Annotated in this window: 18 protein-coding genes, 1 other RNA gene and 1 pseudogene; 8 read left to right on the top strand and 12 right to left on the bottom strand. The window is 55.6% G+C overall.

What is annotated here, in order from left to right; translation table 11 throughout:
* Nucleotides 1-103 precede the first annotated feature (103 nt).
* Both O1721_RS08965 and yczE read right to left on the bottom strand, forming a co-directional pair.
* Nucleotides 104-1,174: a LacI family DNA-binding transcriptional regulator gene (locus O1721_RS08965; protein ID WP_032647447.1), complete on the bottom strand. Its 1,071-nt coding sequence runs from the start codon at nt 1,172-1,174 to the stop codon at nt 104-106.
* Nucleotides 1,175-1,250: 76 nt separating this feature from the next.
* Nucleotides 1,251-1,862, bottom strand: coding sequence for a membrane protein YczE (gene yczE, locus O1721_RS08960; protein WP_032647445.1), 612 nt, complete (start codon nt 1,860-1,862; stop codon nt 1,251-1,253).
* A gap of 84 nt (nt 1,863-1,946) precedes the next feature.
* On the opposite strand from yczE, the gene yczR reads away from it, so the two are divergent.
* Complete coding sequence (yczR, locus tag O1721_RS08955; RefSeq protein WP_032647443.1) at nt 1,947-3,368, top strand: MocR-like transcription factor YczR; 1,422 nt, start codon at nt 1,947-1,949, stop codon at nt 3,366-3,368.
* Between the two features lie 70 nt (nt 3,369-3,438).
* Here yczR and O1721_RS08950 read toward each other — a convergent pair whose 3' ends face one another.
* Nucleotides 3,439-3,654 carry a hypothetical protein gene (locus O1721_RS08950; protein ID WP_015571263.1) on the bottom strand — a complete coding sequence of 72 codons (216 nt, stop codon included), beginning with the start codon at nt 3,652-3,654 and terminating at the stop codon, nt 3,439-3,441.
* Nucleotides 3,651-3,902, bottom strand: a complete 252-nt coding sequence (locus O1721_RS08945) for a hypothetical protein (RefSeq protein WP_006809862.1) — start codon at nt 3,900-3,902, stop codon at nt 3,651-3,653. The genes O1721_RS08950 and O1721_RS08945 overlap by 4 nt, the downstream gene beginning before the upstream one ends.
* A gap of 422 nt (nt 3,903-4,324) precedes the next feature.
* Here O1721_RS08945 and O1721_RS08940 point away from each other — a divergent pair.
* Nucleotides 4,325-6,231 (top strand): annotated as a pseudogene (locus tag O1721_RS08940) (Eco57I restriction-modification methylase domain-containing protein); the annotation flags it as partial.
* A gap of 36 nt (nt 6,232-6,267) precedes the next feature.
* Nucleotides 6,268-6,810 carry a BsuBI/PstI family type II restriction endonuclease gene (locus O1721_RS08935; protein WP_353057898.1) on the top strand — a complete coding sequence of 181 codons (543 nt, stop codon included), beginning with the start codon at nt 6,268-6,270 and terminating at the stop codon, nt 6,808-6,810.
* Between the two features lie 121 nt (nt 6,811-6,931).
* Here O1721_RS08935 and ffs read toward each other — a convergent pair.
* Nucleotides 6,932-7,028: signal recognition particle sRNA small type (ffs, locus tag O1721_RS08930), an RNA gene on the bottom strand.
* A 170-nt stretch (nt 7,029-7,198) separates the two neighbouring features.
* Between ffs and O1721_RS08925 the strand changes: the two genes are divergently transcribed.
* The gene (locus tag O1721_RS08925; protein WP_003859016.1) at nt 7,199-7,510 is read left to right on the top strand and encodes an MGMT family protein; all 312 of its coding nucleotides are present in this window, start codon (nt 7,199-7,201) and stop codon (nt 7,508-7,510) included.
* A gap of 37 nt (nt 7,511-7,547) precedes the next feature.
* Here O1721_RS08925 and O1721_RS08920 read toward each other — a convergent pair whose 3' ends face one another.
* Nucleotides 7,548-8,075, bottom strand: a complete 528-nt coding sequence (locus O1721_RS08920; RefSeq protein ID WP_017383199.1) for a YbaY family lipoprotein — start codon at nt 8,073-8,075, stop codon at nt 7,548-7,550.
* Nucleotides 8,076-8,278: 203 nt separating this feature from the next.
* Between O1721_RS08920 and tesB the strand changes: the two genes are divergently transcribed.
* On the top strand, nt 8,279-9,139 hold the full coding sequence (tesB, locus tag O1721_RS08915; protein WP_015571264.1) for an acyl-CoA thioesterase II: 861 nt from the start codon (nt 8,279-8,281) through the stop codon (nt 9,137-9,139).
* A gap of 95 nt (nt 9,140-9,234) precedes the next feature.
* Here tesB and amtB read toward each other — a convergent pair whose 3' ends face one another.
* From amtB to O1721_RS08890, 5 genes are all read right to left on the bottom strand, one after another.
* A complete protein-coding gene (gene amtB / locus O1721_RS08910; protein WP_015571265.1) occupies nt 9,235-10,521 on the bottom strand; it encodes an ammonium transporter AmtB in 1,287 nt (428 codons plus the stop codon).
* Between the two features lie 35 nt (nt 10,522-10,556).
* Nucleotides 10,557-10,895, bottom strand: a complete 339-nt coding sequence (glnK, locus tag O1721_RS08905; RefSeq protein ID WP_006809867.1) for a P-II family nitrogen regulator — start codon at nt 10,893-10,895, stop codon at nt 10,557-10,559.
* A 211-nt stretch (nt 10,896-11,106) separates the two neighbouring features.
* Nucleotides 11,107-12,888: a SmdB family multidrug efflux ABC transporter permease/ATP-binding protein gene (locus O1721_RS08900; RefSeq protein ID WP_032647441.1), complete on the bottom strand. Its 1,782-nt coding sequence runs from the start codon at nt 12,886-12,888 to the stop codon at nt 11,107-11,109.
* Complete coding sequence (locus tag O1721_RS08895; RefSeq protein ID WP_017383197.1) at nt 12,881-14,635, bottom strand: SmdA family multidrug ABC transporter permease/ATP-binding protein; 1,755 nt, start codon at nt 14,633-14,635, stop codon at nt 12,881-12,883. The genes O1721_RS08900 and O1721_RS08895 overlap by 8 nt, the downstream gene beginning before the upstream one ends.
* A 30-nt stretch (nt 14,636-14,665) precedes the next feature.
* On the bottom strand, nt 14,666-15,124 hold the full coding sequence (locus tag O1721_RS08890; RefSeq protein ID WP_015571267.1) for an Lrp/AsnC family transcriptional regulator: 459 nt from the start codon (nt 15,122-15,124) through the stop codon (nt 14,666-14,668).
* A 115-nt stretch (nt 15,125-15,239) separates the two neighbouring features.
* On the opposite strand from O1721_RS08890, the gene O1721_RS08885 reads away from it, so the two are divergent.
* On the top strand, nt 15,240-16,286 hold the full coding sequence (locus O1721_RS08885; RefSeq protein WP_032647439.1) for a PLP-dependent cysteine synthase family protein: 1,047 nt from the start codon (nt 15,240-15,242) through the stop codon (nt 16,284-16,286).
* A gap of 41 nt (nt 16,287-16,327) precedes the next feature.
* On the opposite strand, the gene cof is transcribed toward O1721_RS08885, so the two are convergent.
* Nucleotides 16,328-17,146: an HMP-PP phosphatase gene (gene cof, locus O1721_RS08880; RefSeq protein ID WP_017383195.1), complete on the bottom strand. Its 819-nt coding sequence runs from the start codon at nt 17,144-17,146 to the stop codon at nt 16,328-16,330.
* Nucleotides 17,147-17,247: 101 nt separating this feature from the next.
* Between cof and O1721_RS08875 the strand changes: the two genes are divergently transcribed.
* Together O1721_RS08875 and queC are read left to right on the top strand one after the other, a co-directional pair.
* A complete protein-coding gene (locus O1721_RS08875; protein ID WP_032647436.1) occupies nt 17,248-18,948 on the top strand; it encodes an SgrR family transcriptional regulator in 1,701 nt (566 codons plus the stop codon).
* 66 nt (nt 18,949-19,014) lie between these two features.
* Complete coding sequence (queC, locus tag O1721_RS08870; RefSeq protein WP_015571271.1) at nt 19,015-19,710, top strand: 7-cyano-7-deazaguanine synthase QueC; 696 nt, start codon at nt 19,015-19,017, stop codon at nt 19,708-19,710.
* Nucleotides 19,711-19,732 lie beyond the last annotated feature (22 nt).

Genomic DNA, 19,732 nt, shown 5'->3' with positions numbered 1-19,732 from the left:
ATCAACCTCTTTGCGAAGCGCTCACAATTTTAGCCAACATGCCCTGGTAAACGGTGGCGGTAAAGACTTTGATCGTCACCAGGCGAGCACGATCACAAAAGTGCTAGCTGCGCGCCAGCTTCTCCGCCAGCAGCGCCAGCGTTCTGAGCTGTTGCGCCAGATCTTCACGATCGGCCTGCTGTGCGGCGCGCGGCGCGGTGGAATGACGCACGATCAACGTAACGGGAAGTTGTTCCTGCCAGCATTCGTCGTGATGGGCAGGTGCCATCAGCCGCTCCACGCTGCGCTCACCGGCCTCGCGGAACGCCTGCCGAACGGTGGTGAGCGGAGGTGAAAACCACGCGCTGTCAGCCGTATCATCAAACCCGACAACCGAGATCTGCCCCGGTACCGCAACGCCTTTTTCCGCACAGGCGCGTAAAACGCCAAGCGCCATCTGATCGTTAGCGACGAGGATCGCCTCCGGCAGCTGCGCGCCCGCCAGGAGCTGATGCCCTTTCTCATAGCCCGAGGCCGCGCTCCAGTCGCCCTGCACCACCGCAAACGCCTCCACGCCGGCCCGGGCCAGCGTGGTTTTCCATCCCGCCAGACGAGCCCGGGCAGAGACAGAACTTTCCGGCCCGGCGAGCAGCGCAATTCGCTGGTGCCCCAGCGAAAGCAGATGCTCTGCCCCCAGGCCAGCGCCCTGTTCGGCATTGAAAACAAGGCTGTTAACCCGAGCTGTGGGGGAAACATCGAGAAAAAGAACCGGGGTCGGCGAGGCCATTTCCTGAAGCATTTCTGCCTGTGCATCTTCCAGCGGAACGTTCACCAGCAGCGCCTCCACGCGCTGCGCCAGTAATTCCTGCAAAGCAGCCTGACACTGCGCGGGTTGCTCCACCATGGAGATGAGTACGCTAGCCCCCTGCTCCACTGCCCGGGACTTTACAGCTGAGGCGATTTGCGACGGCGCATGCAGCGCCAGATCGCTGGTCATTAGCCCCAGCGTGCGGGTACGTTTCCCGGCCAGCTGCTGCGCGCCACGGTTAGGCACATAGTGTAGCGCCGCCATGGCCTGCCGGACCTTTTCCCGCGTACGGGCAGAAACGTGTTCTGCGTCGTTAATCACCCGGGAAACGGTCTGATAGGAAACGCCCGCCACGCGGGCAACGTCATAAAGAGTGATCGCTTTCATACATTCTGGCGTCGTAAAAGAGAAGTCTCTATTCTGACACAGTTACGCCATCATAGCCTGTGAGCGCTTCGCAAAATTAAACAATCCGCTCCGGCCGCGCGTCTTTCTGAATGCGCGGTCCCTGACGAAACCACGGCAAACAGAGCTGGATCAGCGGGCCGATGGTTAATGCATACAGTACGGTTCCAACGCCAAACGCTCCCCCGAGGAGGTAGCCGACGATCAACACGGTCACCTCGATCGCGGTACGCACGCTGCGGATCGACCAGCCCAGCCGGGCATGTATGCCGGTCATCAGACCGTCGCGCGGGCCTGCGCCAAAACCCGCGCCGATATACATCCCGGTGGCAAGGGCGTTAACCACAATGCCGGAAACCAGCAGGGTGATGCGCACGGGCAGCGAGGTGAGCTCAGGGATCAGCGCCATTGACGCATCGGCCGCCAGACCAATACAAATCACATTACTGATAGTACCCAGTCCCGGCAGCTGACGCAGCGGGATCCACAGCAGCAGCACCGCGGCCCCGGTTAAAATAATCACCGTGCCGATGCTCATCCCGGTCTGGATGGCGACGCCAAGGTGAAAGACATCCCACGGGTCGACACCCAGATCCGAACGAATAAACATCGCGGTTGAAAGCCCATACAGGCCTAAACCGACATAAAGTTGTACCAGACGACGTACCATTTTCTCTTCTCCGAAGAACCAGGCTCCATCTTCGGTGAAAATGGCACTATGATTAATGTCCAGTTTTCAAATAGTGGACTGCATATGTCATCACGTCGTTTTGCAAGCCAGTCTCTGGTACGCCTGTTAGGGCACTGGCAGCAAGCCTCTTCCCGCACCCCGCTGTGGCGCCAGCTGGCTGACGCGTTACGCCTGTTAATTCTGGATGGCAGGCTGGCGTTAAACACGCGCCTGCCCGGAGAGCGGGAACTGGCCGCCGCTCTGAGCGTAAGCCGCACCACCATCAGCAGCGCGCTGGCGCATCTGCGGGAAGAGGGTTATCTGGAGAGCCGTCACGGCAGCGGTTCGCGGGCGATCCTGCCAGACCGCCGCGCCGTGCCCACGCTTTCTACTGCCAGCGCGGCGCTGGATCTCTCAACCGCCGCACTCAACGCGGGACCAGAGATCCACCAGGCCTACGCCCACGCGCTGACGGCCATCACGCCGAATCTGGCGCTGACCGGGTACGATCAGCTTGGGCTTCCGGCGCTGCGTGAAGCTATCGCCGCCCGCTACACCGCACGCGGTCTGCCCACCCGGGCAGACGAAGTGATGGTGGTGAACGGCGCCGTCAGCGGCTTCGCCCTGATCTTAAGAATGATGACCGGTCCCGGGGATCGCGTGGTGGTGGATCATCCCACCTACCCGCTGGCGATAGCCGCTATTCAGGGGGCGCTATGCCGGCCCGTGGGCGTCTCGCTGCCTGAAACGGGCTGGGATACCGACGGTTTTGCCGCAACGCTTGCCCAGACAGCCCCGCGTCTGGCCTATCTGATGCCGGATTTTCATAATCCGACCGGACGTTGCATGGATGCCGTGACGCGCCAGACCATAACCGACATCGCCGCGCAGACCCGCACCACGCTGGTGGTGGATGAAACCATGGTCGATCTCTGGTTCGATGTTCCCCCGCCGCCGCCGCTGGCCGCCTTTAACCCGGAGGCCACGGTGATGACGCTGGGTTCCGCAGGTAAAAGCTTCTGGGGTGGGCTGCGTCTCGGCTGGATCCGCGCCTCGTCACGCACTATCGCCACCCTCGCGCAAACGCGCGACACGCTGGATCTGGGCTCTCCGGTGCTGGAACAGCTGGCCACGCTGTGGCTTATCGAAAACAGTGCAACCTTCCTGCCTGCCCGGCGGCAAATGCTGGCAGAACGGCGCGACCGCTGCGGCCAGATGCTGCGGGAACATTTCCCCGAATGGCGGTTTCAGGAAGCGGAGGGAGGGCTTTCATACTGGATTGAATTACCCGGCATGCTGGCGACACAGCTGGCGGCACGCGCCGAAACGACAGGCATCATTATGGGCACCGGCACGCGTTTTGGACTATCAGGCGCGTTTGACCGCTACCTGCGTATGCCCTTCTCACTCAGTTCACCAGAACTTGAAGAGGCATTATTGCGGATCAAACCGCTGTGGCGTGCATTAAATAAAAGTGTAGCGCCAGTAAAACGGAGCCTGGTGTAAATTATTCGCCAGAAACAATAAAAACTGCTGACTGTATCGCATGCAGTCAGCAGTTTTCATGAAGAACAACTTAATGTTGAGGTGGAATCGGGAAGCCTTTCAGCGAAATAATGAAATTATCCCCTTCTTTCTTTATTTTTGCACCGGTATCACACCAGTCAGACGCAATACGAAAGAACTCATCACTTCCTACATTCCAGCCAAGACGAACATGTTTCACGTAGCCGGAACGTAACAGATTGCAGGCCTCGTTGTAGTCACTGGCAGTCGATAGTTGTTGTTTCATTTTCTCTTCTTCAGAAGTTTACGTAGTGCTTTGATTTCTTTAGGAGTAAATGGAGTTACGCTCTCTTCTTCCGTATGCTGATTATCAACATCCTCTTCCGATACTCCCGCCTCTTCTACTGCTTCAAATGCCAGCAGCAGCAGTTTCTCTGTGGTCACGCTTAAATTCTCATTATTGTCTTCCGCATAGTGGCGAAGTCTTTCTTTTAGCGCTTCATCAATTTTAACGTTTAAAACCGCAGTAACCATGATTGTCACATCCTTTCGGAACACGTGTTTAATTTAATACACGAAGATAAGTTTGTTATCCAGATATATATTTTTTAGCTTATGACAGAATAAAGGCATCGAAAAATAAAATGACAGTCTATTATTACAGGTTTATGACATTATTATTTCAGTTAAATGAAGTCTGTATTACACGCCAGGATAGCAGAATCGGTAAAGCAACCGTTGGACAGCTACGGACTGTTGACGCTGGGTTTACCATTAGCGGTGGCGCAGGCTAGGCTGGCGATCGGCAAAGCGGCCTTTGACGGACTAAAGATATCCTGATCGCTGCTCTGTTTGTAGTAACATTGTCGGCATGTGACGCATTCTGACTCTTAATATTGTTCCGGATGACACAGGAGCAGTATGCAATTTGAACTTTTTTGTTACCTAGTGGAAATATGATGCGCTTGTTGGAACTGGCTGATCAGCATAGAAAAGAAGCGAATAAGCTGTTAAATCCAAAGACAAAATCTGCACTCGGTCAGTTTATGACACCGGCTCCGATTTGTCTGTTCATGGCAAGCCTGTTTGACGACATAAAAGGTGACATCAAGCTACTCGATCCAGGCTGCGGAGTGGGGTCGCTCTCTGCGGCGTTCGTAGAACGAGCGTTGCGCCTTGATGTCGACAAGATGGAGCTCGACGCCATCGACATTGCAGAAGTGATGCTTCCGTATCTTAGCAAGACACTGAAAGCCTGTGATGAAGCTGCAAATGGAAAATTAACCCATAAAATTAGTAAGGTAGATTACATACTTGAGGCAAGTCTGGCTAAAAATATTTCGACCAGTGAAGAGCCAGGGACTTATAGCCATGTGATTATGAATCCCCCTTATAAAAAAATTCTCTCGTCGAGCGCTCACCGGGCCTCTTTACGCAATGCAGGCATAGAAACGGTCAACCTATACTCTGGGTTTGTGGCGTTAGCTTTGAAACAGCTGAAAAAGGGAGGAGAGTTAGTGGCGATTATTCCACGCTCTTTCTGTAATGGCCCTTACTATCAGCCTTTCCGCGAGCTTTTACTCTCTGAAACATCCATCAAGCACATCCACATTTTCGACTCCCGTAATGCGGCATTTGCTGAGGATGAAGTACTTCAAGAAAATATCATCATTCACTGTGTTAAAGGCGTTCCGCAGGGGCAGGTTATTATCACCTCCAGCCCAACGTCAGATTTTCATCTTGATGAAGAATCCGGGCAAATCACGGCCACCGATATGACGCAGCGCAAGGTGTCGATAGACAAAATAGTTAACCCAGCAGACAAACAAAAGTTCATTCATATCGCTGCAAGTCCCAGAGAACAGGACATAATCGAGAGATTATCCCCTTTTACAACAACTCTGGACGAGCTTAATGTTCAGGTTAGTACTGGGCCGGTAGTTGACTTTCGCCTTAAAAATGACCTCAGAGAAAGAATGGATTCCGGGTCAGTGCCGCTACTTTTTCCTCAGCATTTGAACGGCAAAGTGAATTGGCCCCTTGATGGGAAAAAACCTAATGCAATTAGGGTTTCCGAATCATCACGTCCCTGGTTATGGAAAAACCAGGGCTACTTCCTGATTTTAAAAAGATTTAGCAGCAAAGAGGAAAAGCGTCGCATTGTCGCAACATTATATGACTCCTCACTTCCTGGCGAGTTGATCGGTTTCGATAATAAAACCAATGTCTTCCATATTCAGAAGATGGGTATGGATGCGGATCTCGCCCGCGGGCTTTATGTCTATCTGAACTGCACTTTGCTGGATAAGTATTACCGTCAGTTTGGTGGGCATACTCAGGTAAATGCCTCTGATTTAAGATCAATTCATTATCCATCAATGCAAGTATTGCGAAAAATGGGTAGTGAGTTCGATGATGAAGTGCTTAAACAGAACCAAATTGACGAAATTATTAACAGGGAGTTAGATCTTATGACGAAAGGAAAAATCGCTGACCCGTTGAAAGCGCAGGAAAAAATAGAGCAAGCTCTTGATGTGTTGCGTCAACTTGGAATGCCTCGTGCTCAAATAAACGAGCGTTCGGCTTTAACTTTGCTCGCATTGCTTGATCTTCATCCTGATGGCGAGTGGGAGAAAATTGAACGCCCAATGTTGGGTGTGACACCGATCATGGATTGGTGTAGAGACGTTTACGGAAAAGAGTACGCCCCAAACACGCGTGAAACCTTCCGTCGACAAACGCTCCATCAGTTTTGTGATGGCGGAATAGCTATATACAATCCGGATAAACCCGATCGCCCGTTAACTCCCCTAAAGCTTGCTATCAGATAGCGCCTGAACTGCATACCGTGTTATTAAACTATGGTTCTGCCAAATGGGAAACAGCGCTTGAAGAACATATGGGCAACGTACCGACCTTAGTTGAGCAGTATGCCATGGCGCGAAAAATGGAAATGGTGCCATTAAAGCTGAATGACGGTACTGAATTAGAATTAAGCCCCGGTGCGCATAGCCAGCTCATCAAGGATATCATCGTTGAGTTTGGCCCTCGTTTCGCTCCTGAAGCAGAAGTTATTTACATCGGAGATACTGGCGCGAAGGAAGATCATTTTAGAAAAGACCGACTTGCGGAACTGGGAGTAAGTGTTGATCGAAAAGGTAAACTGCCCGATGTTGTTCTTTATTGGCAAAAACGCAACTGGCTACTGTTAATTGAATCAGTTACTTCCCACGGGCCCGTCGATGGAAAGCGTCACGGTGAGTTAGCAAAATTATTTGCTTCTGCTAAACCCGGATTGGTATACGTTACAGCCTTCCCTGACCGGAAAGTGATGGCAAAATATCTGATGGAATTATCCTGGGAAACAGAGGTCTGGGTAGCTGATGCTCCAACCCATATGATCCACCTGAACGGCGATCGATTCCTTGGACCCCATACTTAAACCGAAAACGTCATCTTCGATTAAGGGAGCCGGATATAATCGGCTCTATATCAGAATGATTGTTGGCAAAGAGATGAGGTTTTAAGCTATACGACTTAGCGTAAGCTCAAATGGGTGGGGGCCCTGCCAGCTACATCCCGGCACCCACGTCGTCTGCCCTGGCTGCTTCCTTCCGGACCTGACCTGGTGAACAGAGTAGCGTTGCGGGAGAACCAACAGAGCCCCCATTGAGAGCGTTGATAACCAACGCGCTGGCGCATTATCCCTGTGGAGCACCTCAATTGCAAGCCGCTGGCAACCGGATGCTGGATTATTGCGCAAACTGCCCCGACAATCTTCTTTATCTTCGTATAACATTACCCTTCGCTGATTTCCCGCAGGAGAAACAATGGACGAACATGACACTTTCCCACAGCGAGTGTGGCAAATCGTAGCCTCGATCCCGGAAGGCTGTGTCACGACCTATGGGGAAGTCGCCCGGCTGGCGGGTTCTCCGCGCGCGGCGCGTCAGGTAGGCGGCGTGCTGAGGAGGCTACCGGAAGGAAGCACGTTACCGTGGCACCGGGTCGTCAATCGCCATGGCGCCATTTCCCTCACCGGGCCAGACTTGCAGCGCCAGCGTCAGGCTTTACTTTCAGAAGGGGTGCAGGTGTCCGGGGCAGGACAAATTGATATGCAGAAGTATCGCTGGGAGTACTGACGCCCTCTCCCGTCAACATGGAGAGGGCGAAAGAGAATTACAGCTGTGTTGGCGGTGTAGGCAGAGTCGGCTGATTGTTCTGCGTTGCAACAGGTACTTCAGTTTGCTGCACCGGTACCAGGGTCAGGTCGATTTTGGTGCCGCCTTTGTTGACCGCTTCCTGCACGGTATCGGTGATAAAGACCAGCTTATCGTTGATCGTTACCGCCGCGCTCAGGAGGATACGCGCATTGGGTTGCACGTCAGACGGGTTGTACGGCAGCACAAAGCTGAACGGCGCCTGTTTACCCTCTGTACGAACCGCGCGCTGCGCAAGCACTTTGGACGGCGCATCCGCCAGGGAAGCATCAGACAGCGTGACCGTTAAAACCGCATCCGGCGGCAGCGCAACCTTCTGTTTGATCCAGATCGTACCGGAAACATTTGGCTGCTGAATAGCTTGCTGTGAAAGGGTGTTAATCCCGTTTGCGCTTGCTGTTGGCACCGGTACATCGGCACTCTTACCAGCACAGGCGGACAACGCTACCGCAATTGCTACACCACTGAGCATAGGCACGAGTTTCATTGAAGTCTCCTTATCATCAATGCACCAGCGGGATCGATCCCATCTGATGTCGTTTTATTCACACAACGAATACAAGTGTGGCACAAATCACGGATTTATGCCTAATTTCGTCCGGATATTAAGATTATTCTACCCATCGGACCACTTTCATTTCTGGGTTATACTCTGCCTATCTTTCGCCACGGCGTTTATTGAGGACCACTATGAGTCAGGCACTGAACAATCTGCTGACATTACTGAACCTGGAAAAAATAGAAGAAGGGCTATTTCGCGGACAGAGCGAAGATTTAGGCTTACGCCAGGTTTTTGGCGGCCAGGTCGTGGGGCAAGCGCTGTATGCCGCCAAGGAGACCGTCCCGGCAGACCGTCTGGTGCACTCGTTTCACAGCTACTTTTTACGCCCCGGTGACAGTGCTAAACCGATTGTTTACGACGTGGAAGTTCTGCGTGACGGTCAAAGCTTCAGCGCCCGTCGCGTGGCGGCCATCCAGCATGGCAAACCCATCTTCTACATGACCGCCTCGTTCCAGGCGCCAGAGCCGGGCTATGAGCATCAAAAAAAGATGCCGTCTGCCCCGTCGCCGGACGATCTGAAATCGGAAACCGAAATTGCCCGCGCTCTCGCGCATCTGCTGCCGCCGCAGGTAAAAGAGAAGTTTCTGTGCGATAAACCGCTGGAGATCCGCCCGGTCGAATTTCATAACCCAATGAAGGGGCATACCGCTGAGCCCGCCCGCCAGGTGTGGATCCGCGCCAACGGCAGCGTACCCGCAGATTTACGCGTGCATCAGTACCTGCTGGGGTATGCGTCGGATTTCAACTTCCTGCCGGTTGCGCTACAGCCGCACGGTGTGGGCTTCCTCGAAAAAGGGATGCAGGTAGCCACAATTGACCATTCCATGTGGTTCCACCGTCCATTCGATATGAACGAATGGCTGCTTTACAGCGTGGAAAGTACCTCTGCGTCCAGCGCGCGCGGCTTTGTACGCGGGGAGTTTTACACTCAGGATGGCGTGCTGGTGGCTTCTACCGTGCAGGAAGGTGTGATGCGTAATCGCGGGTGATGTAAAAAGCCCGGTGGCGCTGCGCTCACCGGGCCTGCGAATTGTGCTTTTTCAGGCCGGGTAAGGCGAAGCCGCCGCCCGGCAAGGCACTCAAATTATGCGTTATAGGCATTCTCGCCGTGGCTGTTGACGTCCAGGCCTTCGCGCTCCTGCTCTTCCGGCACGCGCAGCCCAACGGTCATATCAGCCAGCTTGTAACCGATAAAGGCCACAACACCGGACCAGACAACGGTGATCGCGATGCTTTCCAGCTGTACCAGCACCTGATGCATCATGGTCACGCCTTCTGCGTAACCCACACCGCCCAGAGATTGGGCAGCAAAGATACCGGTCATGATACAGCCGACGATGCCGCACACACCGTGTACGCCGAATACATCACACGGATCGTCAACGCGCAGAACACGTTTCAGTGCGGTAACGCCCCACAGCCCCGCCAGTCCTGCGACGATACCGATCAGCAGCGCACCGCCCACGCCCACGTAACCGCACGCTGGCGTAATACCTACCAGACCGGCAATCGCCCCGGAACAGGCACCCAGCAGCGATGGCTTGCCGCGAACGGCCCACTCGCCAAATACCCATGAGAGGATAGCGCCGGCGGTTGCCACAACGGTATTCACGAAGGCCAGCGCGGCGATTTCGTTAGCGGCGCTGGCTGAACCTGCGTTGAAGCCGAACCAGCCAAAATAGAGGATGGCGGTGCCGGTAAAGACCATCGGCAGATTGTGCGGCTTGAATGCTTCCTTCCCGAAGCCCACGCGCTTACCAATCAGGTATGCGCCTACCAGACCTGCTACCGCGGCGTTGATGTGCACAACGGTACCGCCCGCAAAGTCCAGCGCGCCATGGGAAGCCAACAGACCACCTCCCCAGACCATATGCGCAATCGGGATATAGGAGAGCGTCAGCCAGACCACCACGAAAATCAGTACCGCAGAGAAGCGGATACGCTCAGCCAGCGCGCCCACAATCAGCCCCACGGTGATGCAGGCGAATGAGCCCTGGAACGCGACATGAATATACTGATAAAAACTGCCCATCACCGCGGTCAGTTCGATATTTTTCAGCATCGCCCAGTTAACGTTGCCGAAGAAGGCGTTGCCCTCCCCGAAGGCCAGCGAGTAACCGTAAACCACCCACAGCACGCACACCAGCGCGAACGTGACGGCAACCTGCGTCAGCATGGAGAGTACGTTCTTGCCGCGGATCAGGCCGCCGTAAAACAGCGCGATCCCCGGAATCGTCATGAACAGCACCAGCGCGGTGCAAATCATCATAAAGGCGTTATCGGCTTTGTCTGCCACAGCAGGTGCAGCCATTGCCAGGCCCGGCAGCAGTGCCAGCGAACCCAGACCTGTTTTCATTGTTGCTTTCTTCATTTTCTCGATCCCTATCACTGTGTGCCAGGAGTTACTTACAACGCCGCTTCGTCAGATTCGCCGGTACGGATGCGAATGACGCGCTGTAGTTCGGCAACGAAAATTTTGCCGTCGCCAATTTTTCCGGTGTAGGCTGCTTTGCTGACGACATCAATCACCTCATCAAGCTGATCGTCGGCAATCGCCACATCAATCTTCACTTTTGGCAGGAAGTTAACGCTGTATTCCGCCCCGCGATAAAGCTCGGCATGACCTTTCTGACGCCCAAAGCCTTTCACTTCGGTGACAGTCAGTCCCTGAATACCCATGGAAGACAGCGCTTCACGCACGTCTTCGAGTTTGAATGGTTTGATTACCACCGTAACCAGCTTCATATATCCCCTCCAGTCAGAATTCGGTAATGGCCGCAGCTAACACGAAAGGGATATTGCAAAGGGTGTGCCAGAAGTGAAAGGTGAGGAGGAAAGCGCCGCGGCGCGGATGCGCCGGGAAGAGGCGAAAAAAAACGCACCATGGCAGTGCAGGGTGCGTTTCAGTTTTGCACCAACGGTTAAGTCTGTTAGCGCATTGCCTTGTTATGGTGCATCAGGCGCTGAGTGACTCTTCCTCGCGCGCGCTGGCGGCCAGTTCGTCGCCCGCCAGCTGCAACTGATACATCTGCCAGTAGCGTCCTTTTGCCTCAAGCAGCGCTCTGTGCGTCCCCCGTTCAACGGCCTGGCCACGGTGCAGCACCAGAATGGTATCGGCATCGACGATGGTTGAGAGGCGGTGGGCGATTACCACCAGCGTAGTGCGATCCCGCACGGCAGCCAGCGCCTGCTGGATCGCCTGCTCGGTACCGGAGTCAATGCTTGCGGTCGCTTCATCCAGAATTAACACCTGTGGCGTCTCAATCAGCACGCGCGCCAGCGCAAGAAGTTGCTTTTGCCCGACCGAGAGATTATTGCCCTGCTCACCCAGCCGGGTATGGATCCCCTCGCTTAACCCGCGCGCCAGATCCGCAAGCTGTACCGTTTCCAGCACCTCCCATACCTGCTCAGGCGTGAAAGGTCGTCCCAGCGTCACGTTGGCATAAAAGGTATCCGCCAGTACCACCGGATCCTGCTGCACCATCGCGACGCCCTTACGTAACGCGTTGTGGCTAAGCGAGGCAAGCGGCCGTCCGTCCAGACGGATCTCCCCCTGCGTCAACGGATAGTAGCCCATCAGCAAACTGGCGAGCGTGCTTTTGCCGCTACCGGTATGCCCAACCAGGGCGACAAAACCGCGCGACGGTACCTCGAGGTTAATATCCTGCAAGACAAGCTGGTCGTCGCGGTAGGCAAACGAGACATGATCAAACGCTATGGATCCACTTTCCAGCGGGCGTTCGTCATCGCCATAGGTCTGACGCGGCCTGTCCATCAGCTCGAATACACGTTCGCCCGCGACCACTGCCTGTTGCAGCATCGATTGCTGCGTGGTGAGTTCAATCAGCGGTTCGTTAAGGCGTCCAAGGTAGCTGATAAATGCGTACAGTACCCCCACCTCGATGGTTCCGCGCGTCGTCAGGCCAAACAGCATCAACAGCCCGCACAGCACCAGCGCAGAGAAGAGGCTCAGCAGCGGGCGTAACAGGAAGCCATCCAGCCGTAACGTCTGCATCCGCGCCATATAGTGCGAGCGGCTGGCTTCTCCCATTCGCTCGCCAAAACGCGCCTGCTGGCGAAACTGCTGGATAACGCTCATGCCGTTGATCACTTCGTTGAAGCCATCATTGATATCTGCGAGGTAAGCGCGCACGCGACGAACAATCGGCGTGCTGTAGCGCTGGTAAATTACCATCACAATCAGCACCGCCGGGAAAATAGCGATCGCCACCAGCGCCATACGCCAGTCCAGGCTGAACATCGCCACCAGCATCGCGCCAATTAACGCGGCACTGCGCAGAACCGTTGCGACAACGGTTACATAGAGGTCGCGGATCACCTCGGTGTCATTGGTGACGCGCGAAATAACCTGCCCGACCGGCTGAGTATCAAACTCGCTCAGCGGCTGGCGCAGCGCGGCATCCATCACATCCGTGCGAAGCTGCTGGACCACGCCCACGGCGGCCCGGTTAAACAGCAGCGACTGCGCATAGTGCAGCCCCGCCGCCGTCAGCTGTAGGCCGACATACGCCACGCCCAGCCCCGCCACCAGCCCCAGCGGCAGATAGTTTTTCGCCACCATATTGTCGATGAAATAACTGATAAGCAGCGGACCGGTCACCTCCGCAATCGCGGCGATCCACAGCAACAGCACGGCGATGGAAAGCGGTTTGCGCCACGGCGAGCCATAGGCCAGCAGCCGTTTTAACGTCGGCCACATCTGTCCAAACTTACGCATCGGCGACCTCCTCATCCAGCGCGGCTTCAAGCTGTTGATAGCGGTACATATCCCGATACCATCCGGTCTGCCCGGCAAGCTGCTCATGCTGACCACGCTGAGCAATATGCCCGTGCTGAAGCACCAGAATTTCGCTGGCTTCGGTAAGAGCCGACAGACGGTGCGCGCTGATGATGACCGTGCGCCCCTCTCCCCACTGGCGAAGGTTATGCAAAATTTGATGTTCAGTACGCCCGTCAACCGCGGACAGCGCATCATCCAGTATCAGGATCTCAGCGTCCAGCAGCAGCGCGCGGGCAATAGAGATACGCTGTTTTTGTCCGCCGGAGAGCATAACGCCCCGCTCACCCACTTCCGTGTCGTAGCCCTGCGGCAGGCGCAGAATATCCTCGTGGACGCTGGCCAGACGCGCCACGTGCTCGATCTGGTCCTGTGTCGCCGTCGGACACCCGAGCGCGATATTGTTGGCAATGGTGTCTGAAAACAAAAACGGCGTCTGGCTGACGACCGCCAGGCGGCTGCGCCAGTCATCCAGCAGCAGACGTGGCAGAGGGACGTCGTGGAAACGGATATCGCCTTCGCTCACGTCAAAATGGCGCTGAATCAGTGACAGAATGGTGCTTTTACCGGAACCCGTCGGGCCACAGATGCCCAGCATCTGACCAGGACGCAGCGTGAAACTGACGTTCTCAAGCACCGGATGTTCCGTTTGCGGGTAGATAAAGGCGCGGATATCAGCCTTGAGAATACCCGGACCTTCCGGCACCGGCTCGCTGCCATCGTTCACGACCGGCACTTCCGCCAGCATGGCGCGGATACGGCTGTAAGCGGCGCTCCCGCGTTCAACGATATTAAACATCCAGGCCAGCGCCAGCATCGGCCAGATCATCAGCCCAAGGTACATCGCAAAGCTGGTTAACTGCCCGAGGGTCATCGTGCCTTGCACCACCATCCAGCTGCCGCCGCCCACTGCCAGCAGGTTCGCCATGCCAATCGCAATATAAATTGTCGGATCGAAACGGGCATCAATACGCGCCACGCGCATGTTTTTCGCGCCGGTATCGGCAGCGTCGGCGGCAAACAGCGCGGACTGGCGGTCTTCCAGACCAAACGCTTTGATCATGCGGATGCTGGTCATGCTCTCCTGAGTGCGATCGTTCAGCGACGAGAACGCCGCCTGCGCCAGCTTAAAGCGTTCATGGAGCTGCTCGCCGTAGCGGTTAATTGCCAGCGCCATCAGCGGCATCGGCAGCAGCGCCAGCAGCGTGAGCTCCCAGCTAATTTGCGTAGACATCACAATCAGTACCGCACAGCCCATCACCAGGGAATCCACCAGCGTTAGCACCCCTTCACCGGCGGCAAACACCACGCGGTCTACATCATTAGTGGCGCGGGCAATGAGATCCCCGGTACGGTGACGCAGATAAAACTCAGGGTGCTGGCGGCTCAGCTGGCGGTAAAAGTCCTCGCGCAGCTCAACGGCAAGCTGATAGGACGCGCCGAACAGCAGCACGCGCCAGACATAACGCAGCAGGTAAACCACCACGGCCGTCAGCACCAGCGTACCGCCCCACATCATCACCCGTGCGGCGGTGTAATGTTGTTCCGTAACGCCATCCACGACGTAACCCACCACTTTGGGCGGGATCAGTTGCAGAATGGCAATGATAATAAGCAGGGCCACCGCGCCGAGGTAGCGTTGCCACTCCCGACGAAAGTACCAGCTTAATTGGGCAAATAATCGCACGCGGTCTTTTCCTGAAGGTATTTTAAGAAGTTATTCAATGGGTAACGCTGTGGTGTATTTAATCTGTTCCATGGCGAAACTGGAGGTAACATCGGACAAGCCCGGTACGCTATTGACCAGCCGCTTGTAGAAATCATCGTAGCGCTTCATGTCTGCCACCTGAACGCGCATCAGATAGTCGTATTCCCCCGCCATGCGCCAGAAGCCGAGCACCTCGGGCATGTCGGAAACCTGGGTGACGAAGCGGCAATACCATTCGCTACTGTGATGCTGCGTTTTTATCAGGACGAAGGCGGTCAGTCCAAGCCCCAGTTTTTCGGGATCCAGCAACGCCACGCGTCCCAGCAGAATGCCATCATCTTCCAGCTTCTTGAGGCGCTTCCAGCACGGTGTGGTGGTCAGATTAACGGCATCTGCCAGCGCCTGCAAAGAGAGGGTGCAGTCGCTTTGCAGCAAAGAAAGCAGCTTACGATCAATTTTATCTAACATAGCCACCTCGAAGAGAAAATTATTCTCCTTACATTCTATTTTAAAGGTCAGATAGCAACAATTTTTTCTGTGCTTTTCGCTATGCTGGGCACAAAATGACAAACGGATAACTACGATGAATAGCAACTGGGTTAAACATGCCATCAGCGAAATAAATGCCGACTATCAGCGCTCGGCAGACACCCACTTGATCCGCCTGCCTCTGCCTGGATTTCCCGGCCTTCAGCTTTACCTGAAGGATGAAAGCACCCATCCTACCGGCAGCCTGAAGCATCGCCTGGCGCGTTCACTCTTTTTATACGGTTTATGTAACGGCTGGATCAAAGAAGGCACCACGATTATTGAATCGTCGTCCGGATCAACTGCCGTTTCCGAAGCCTACTTTGCCCGCCTGCTGGGCCTCCCGTTCATCGCCGTGATGCCCTCCTGCACGGCGAAACGTAAAGTCGAACAGATAGAATTTTACGGCGGACGCTGCCACTTTGTGGAAAGCGCCTGCGAAATCTATGCGGCCTCCGAAATGCTGGCCCGCGAACTGAATGGTCACTATATGGACCAGTTCACCTTCGCCGAGCGCGCCACCGACTGGCGCGGCAATAATAACATTGCGGATAGCATTTTCCGCCAGATGACCCACGAGCCGCATCCTGTTCCCTCTTACATTGTCATGAGCGCGGGCACGGGCGGAACCTCCGCCACCATCGGACGTTATATCCGCTGTCAGGGTTATGATACGCAGCTGATGGTGGTTGACCCGCAAAACTCGGTGTTCCTCGATTACTGGCAATCCCGCGATGCCAGCCTGCGCAGCCCCGTGGGGAGCAAGATCGAAGGGATTGGTCGCCCGCGCGTCGAACCCTCGTTCATTCCGGACGTTGTGGATGAGATGCTCCGCGTGCCGGACGCCGCCAGCGTCGCGACGGCGCACTGGCTGGAGACACAGCTTGGCCGTAAAGTCGGGGCTTCCACCGGCACCAATATGTGGGGCGCGCTACAGCTGGCCGCGAGGATGCGCGAAGAAGGCCGTACCGGCTCTGTCGTCACGCTGCTGTGTGACAGCGGGGAGCGCTACCTGGACACCTATTACAACGCAGAATGGGTGCAGGCAACTATTGGCGATGTAGAACCGTGGAAAGCGCAGATTTCGCAGCTGGTGAAATAAAAAAAAGCCAGGCTTTAGCCTGGCTTGCTGGAAGGGTCTCACTATTCGGGGGAATATGGGAGGTTATTTTTGTCCAGCCAATGCGTCAAAAAATGGGACACCGCTTCGTTACGACAGTGTCCGATAACCGGTAAATGCGGGAGCGCGGCGATAAGTTGCGGCATCGCGTTCCCCATAATCAGTCCACGACCCACGCTGCTCAGCATCTCGTGGTCGTTCATGGCGTCACCAAAGGCCATACAGTCCTGCATCGTCAGCCCCAGATGATCGCTCAGCACCGCCAGCGCAGATCCTTTGTTACAGCCCACCGGCAGCACTTCAAGGCAGTCCACCGCCGAGAAGGTCAGGTGCGCCCGGTCGCCCAGCGCCTCGTTTAGTTGAATACGCAGGCGGCAGAGATCGTCGTGATCGCCACAGAAGCAGATCTTGGTCACCTTGTGTGCTGGAATGCGGCGCAAATCGATAAGCTGATATTTAAAGCCGCTGTAAACGTGAGCGTGCAGCAAGGCCGGGATCTCACGCCCGGTAAACCAGCCTTCATCATTAAAAACATGCACGCTGGCCTGCGTATCCCAGGTGCTGTGCAGGACAATGTCCGCCACTTCCGGATTCAGATCCTGACGGTGCAGCATATTGCCGTCGACGGAGTGAATGCGCGTCCCGTTGCCGGTGATCAGGAACGCATCGAGGGCAAATGTTCCCAGCAGATGGCGCATCTCGAGAACATGACGACCAGTGGCAAACGTCAGGGTGACTTCACGCTCGCGCAGGCGCTTAAGTGTGTTCAGGGTTTTCTCCCCTAAACGGTGATCCGGCATTAACAGCGTGCCGTCCATATCAAATGCAGCGAGCCGAGCCATAATTACTCCCGAAATGTGATGCGGTTAACTTGTGCATCAGTATTACGTGAGATATACGGAAGTAATAGTGAATAGATGATAATTATTGTTCCGGGTTTTTCATGCGCCAGCTTAATCGTCTTAACCAGTATCAGCGTCTGTGGCACCCCTCCGCCGGCGCACCGCAGCAGGTTACCATCAGTGAACTTGCCAGCCGCTGCTTTTGCAGCGAGCGACATGTTCGCACCCTGCTGCGCCAGGCGCAGGAGGCGGGCTGGCTAAGCTGGCACGCCCGCTCCGGACGAGGTAAGCGTGGGGAATTACGCTTTCACGTCACCCCGGATTCGTTGCGTAATACGATGATGGAAGAGGCCCTGAAAAGTGGACAGCAGCACAACGCGCTGGAGCTGGCCCAGCTCGCGCCTGAAGATTTGCGATCGCTGCTGCATCCGTTTATGGGCGGGCAGTGGCAGAACGATACGCCGACGCTGCGTATTCCCTACTATCGCTCGCTGGAGCCGCTTCAGCCGGGGTTTCTCCCTGGCCGGGCGGAGCAGCATCTGGCGGGACAGGTATTCTCTGGTTTGACGCGTTTTAATGGTACCAGCAGTGAACCCACGGGCGATCTGGCGCATCACTGGGAAATCTCCGCTGACGGCCTGCGCTGGCATTTCTACATTCGCTCCACCCTGCACTGGCATAACGGCGATAAAATAGAGACGGCACAGCTCCGGAAAAGCCTGGCGGCGCTGTTATCGCAGCCCGGCATGGGCACGCTTTTCCGCAGCGTCTTACGTATCGAAACCACGCATCCGCAGTGCCTGACGTTTATTCTCCATCAACCTGACTACTGGCTGGCGCACAGGCTGGCAACCTACTGTAGCCGTCTGGCGCATCCCGATTACCCCGTGGTGGGCAGCGGTCCCTTTCGACTGAGCGTTTTTGAGCCTGAACTGGTGCGTCTGGAAAGCCACGAGCAGTATCACCTTGGCCATCCGTTGCTTAAGGCTATCGAGTACTGGATCACGCCCCAGCTTTTTGACTACAGTCTGGGCACCAGCTGTCGCCACCCGGTGCAAATCGCCATTGGCGAGGCCGACGAGCTGGCCAGCCTGCGGCTGGTGAGTAACAGCACCAGTCTGGGTTTCTGCTACCTCACGCTGAAACAGAGCCCACGTCTGAGCGAACTTCAGGCAAAGCGGCTGATTAATATCATTCATCTCTCAACGCTGCTGCACACGCTTCCCCTGAACGAAGGGCTCATCACCCCTACCGAGGAACTGCTTCCCGGCTGGGCGATCCCCCAATGGCCTGATTTAACCGACGTTGCGCTGCCAGAGGCATTGACGCTCGTCTACCACCTGCCGGTTGAGCTTCACACCATGGCCAGCCAGTTAAAAGCATACCTTGCGCGGCAGGGTTGTGAACTGACCGTCATCTTTCACGACGCCAAAACGTGGGACGGGTGCCAGCAGCTTGCCGATGCAGACATCATGATGGGAGACAGACTGATTGGCGAAGCGCCAGCGTACACGCTTGAGCAGTGGCTCCGCTGCGATGCGCTCTGGCCGCATCTGCTGAGCGCACCGGCATACACCCATTTGCAGGCCACGCTGGATGCGGTGCAGACGCAGGCCGACGAACGTGACCGACACGCAGGACTTCAGGCTATCTTCAGCCGGTTAATGGAGACAGCCGTCCTGACGCCGCTCTTTAACTACCAGTATCAAATCAGCGCGCCTCCGGGCGTCAACGGCATACGCCTTAACACTCGCGGCTGGTTTGACTTCACCGAAGCCTGGCTTCCTCCCCCAAACGCGTGAAGAAGCTGGTCGCCGCTTTAGCCAGGCGTTAACATGACGCTTTTACTGTAACTGTCGAGATGATCTATGAAACGTGCCGTCGTCGTGTTCAGCGGAGGACAAGATTCCACCACCTGCCTGATTCAGGCGCTTCACCAGTATGATGAAGTGCACTGCGTCACTTTTGATTATGGTCAGCGTCATCGCGCTGAAATCGATGTCGCTCGTGAACTGGCCCTCAAACTGGGCGCCCGCGCTCATAAAGTGCTGGACGTGACGCTGTTAAATGAACTGGCCGTCAGCAGCCTCACCCGCGACAGCATTCCGGTGCCTGATTACGAACCGGATGCCAGTGGCATTCCGAACACCTTCGTACCGGGCCGCAACATTCTCTTCCTGACCCTGACGGCGATCTATGCCTACCAGGTGAAAGCCGAAGCGGTGATCACGGGCGTGTGTGAGACCGACTTCTCTGGCTACCCGGACTGCCGGGATGAATTCGTGAAAGCACTCAATCACGCCGTCGATCTGGGAATGGCAAAAGAGACCCGCTTCGAAACGCCGCTGATGTGGCTGGATAAGGCTGAAACCTGGGCGCTGGCCGACTACTGGGGCAAGCTGGATGTTGTTCGCAACGAGACCCTGACCTGCTACAACGGCATTAAAGGGGACGGCTGCGGGCAGTGTGCCGCCTGTAACCTGCGCGCGAACGGTCTGAATCATTATTTTGCGGATAAAGCGGGCGTGATGGCCGCAATGCAGAAAAAGACCGGTCTGAAATAAGGGCTACCTGACCGTGCTGTCG

This window comes from Enterobacter cloacae complex sp. HYC033_NIDB (assembly GCF_056673335.1).
Note: the sequence above shows the minus strand (reverse complement) of the source record. Positions and strands in the feature narration are given on the sequence as shown.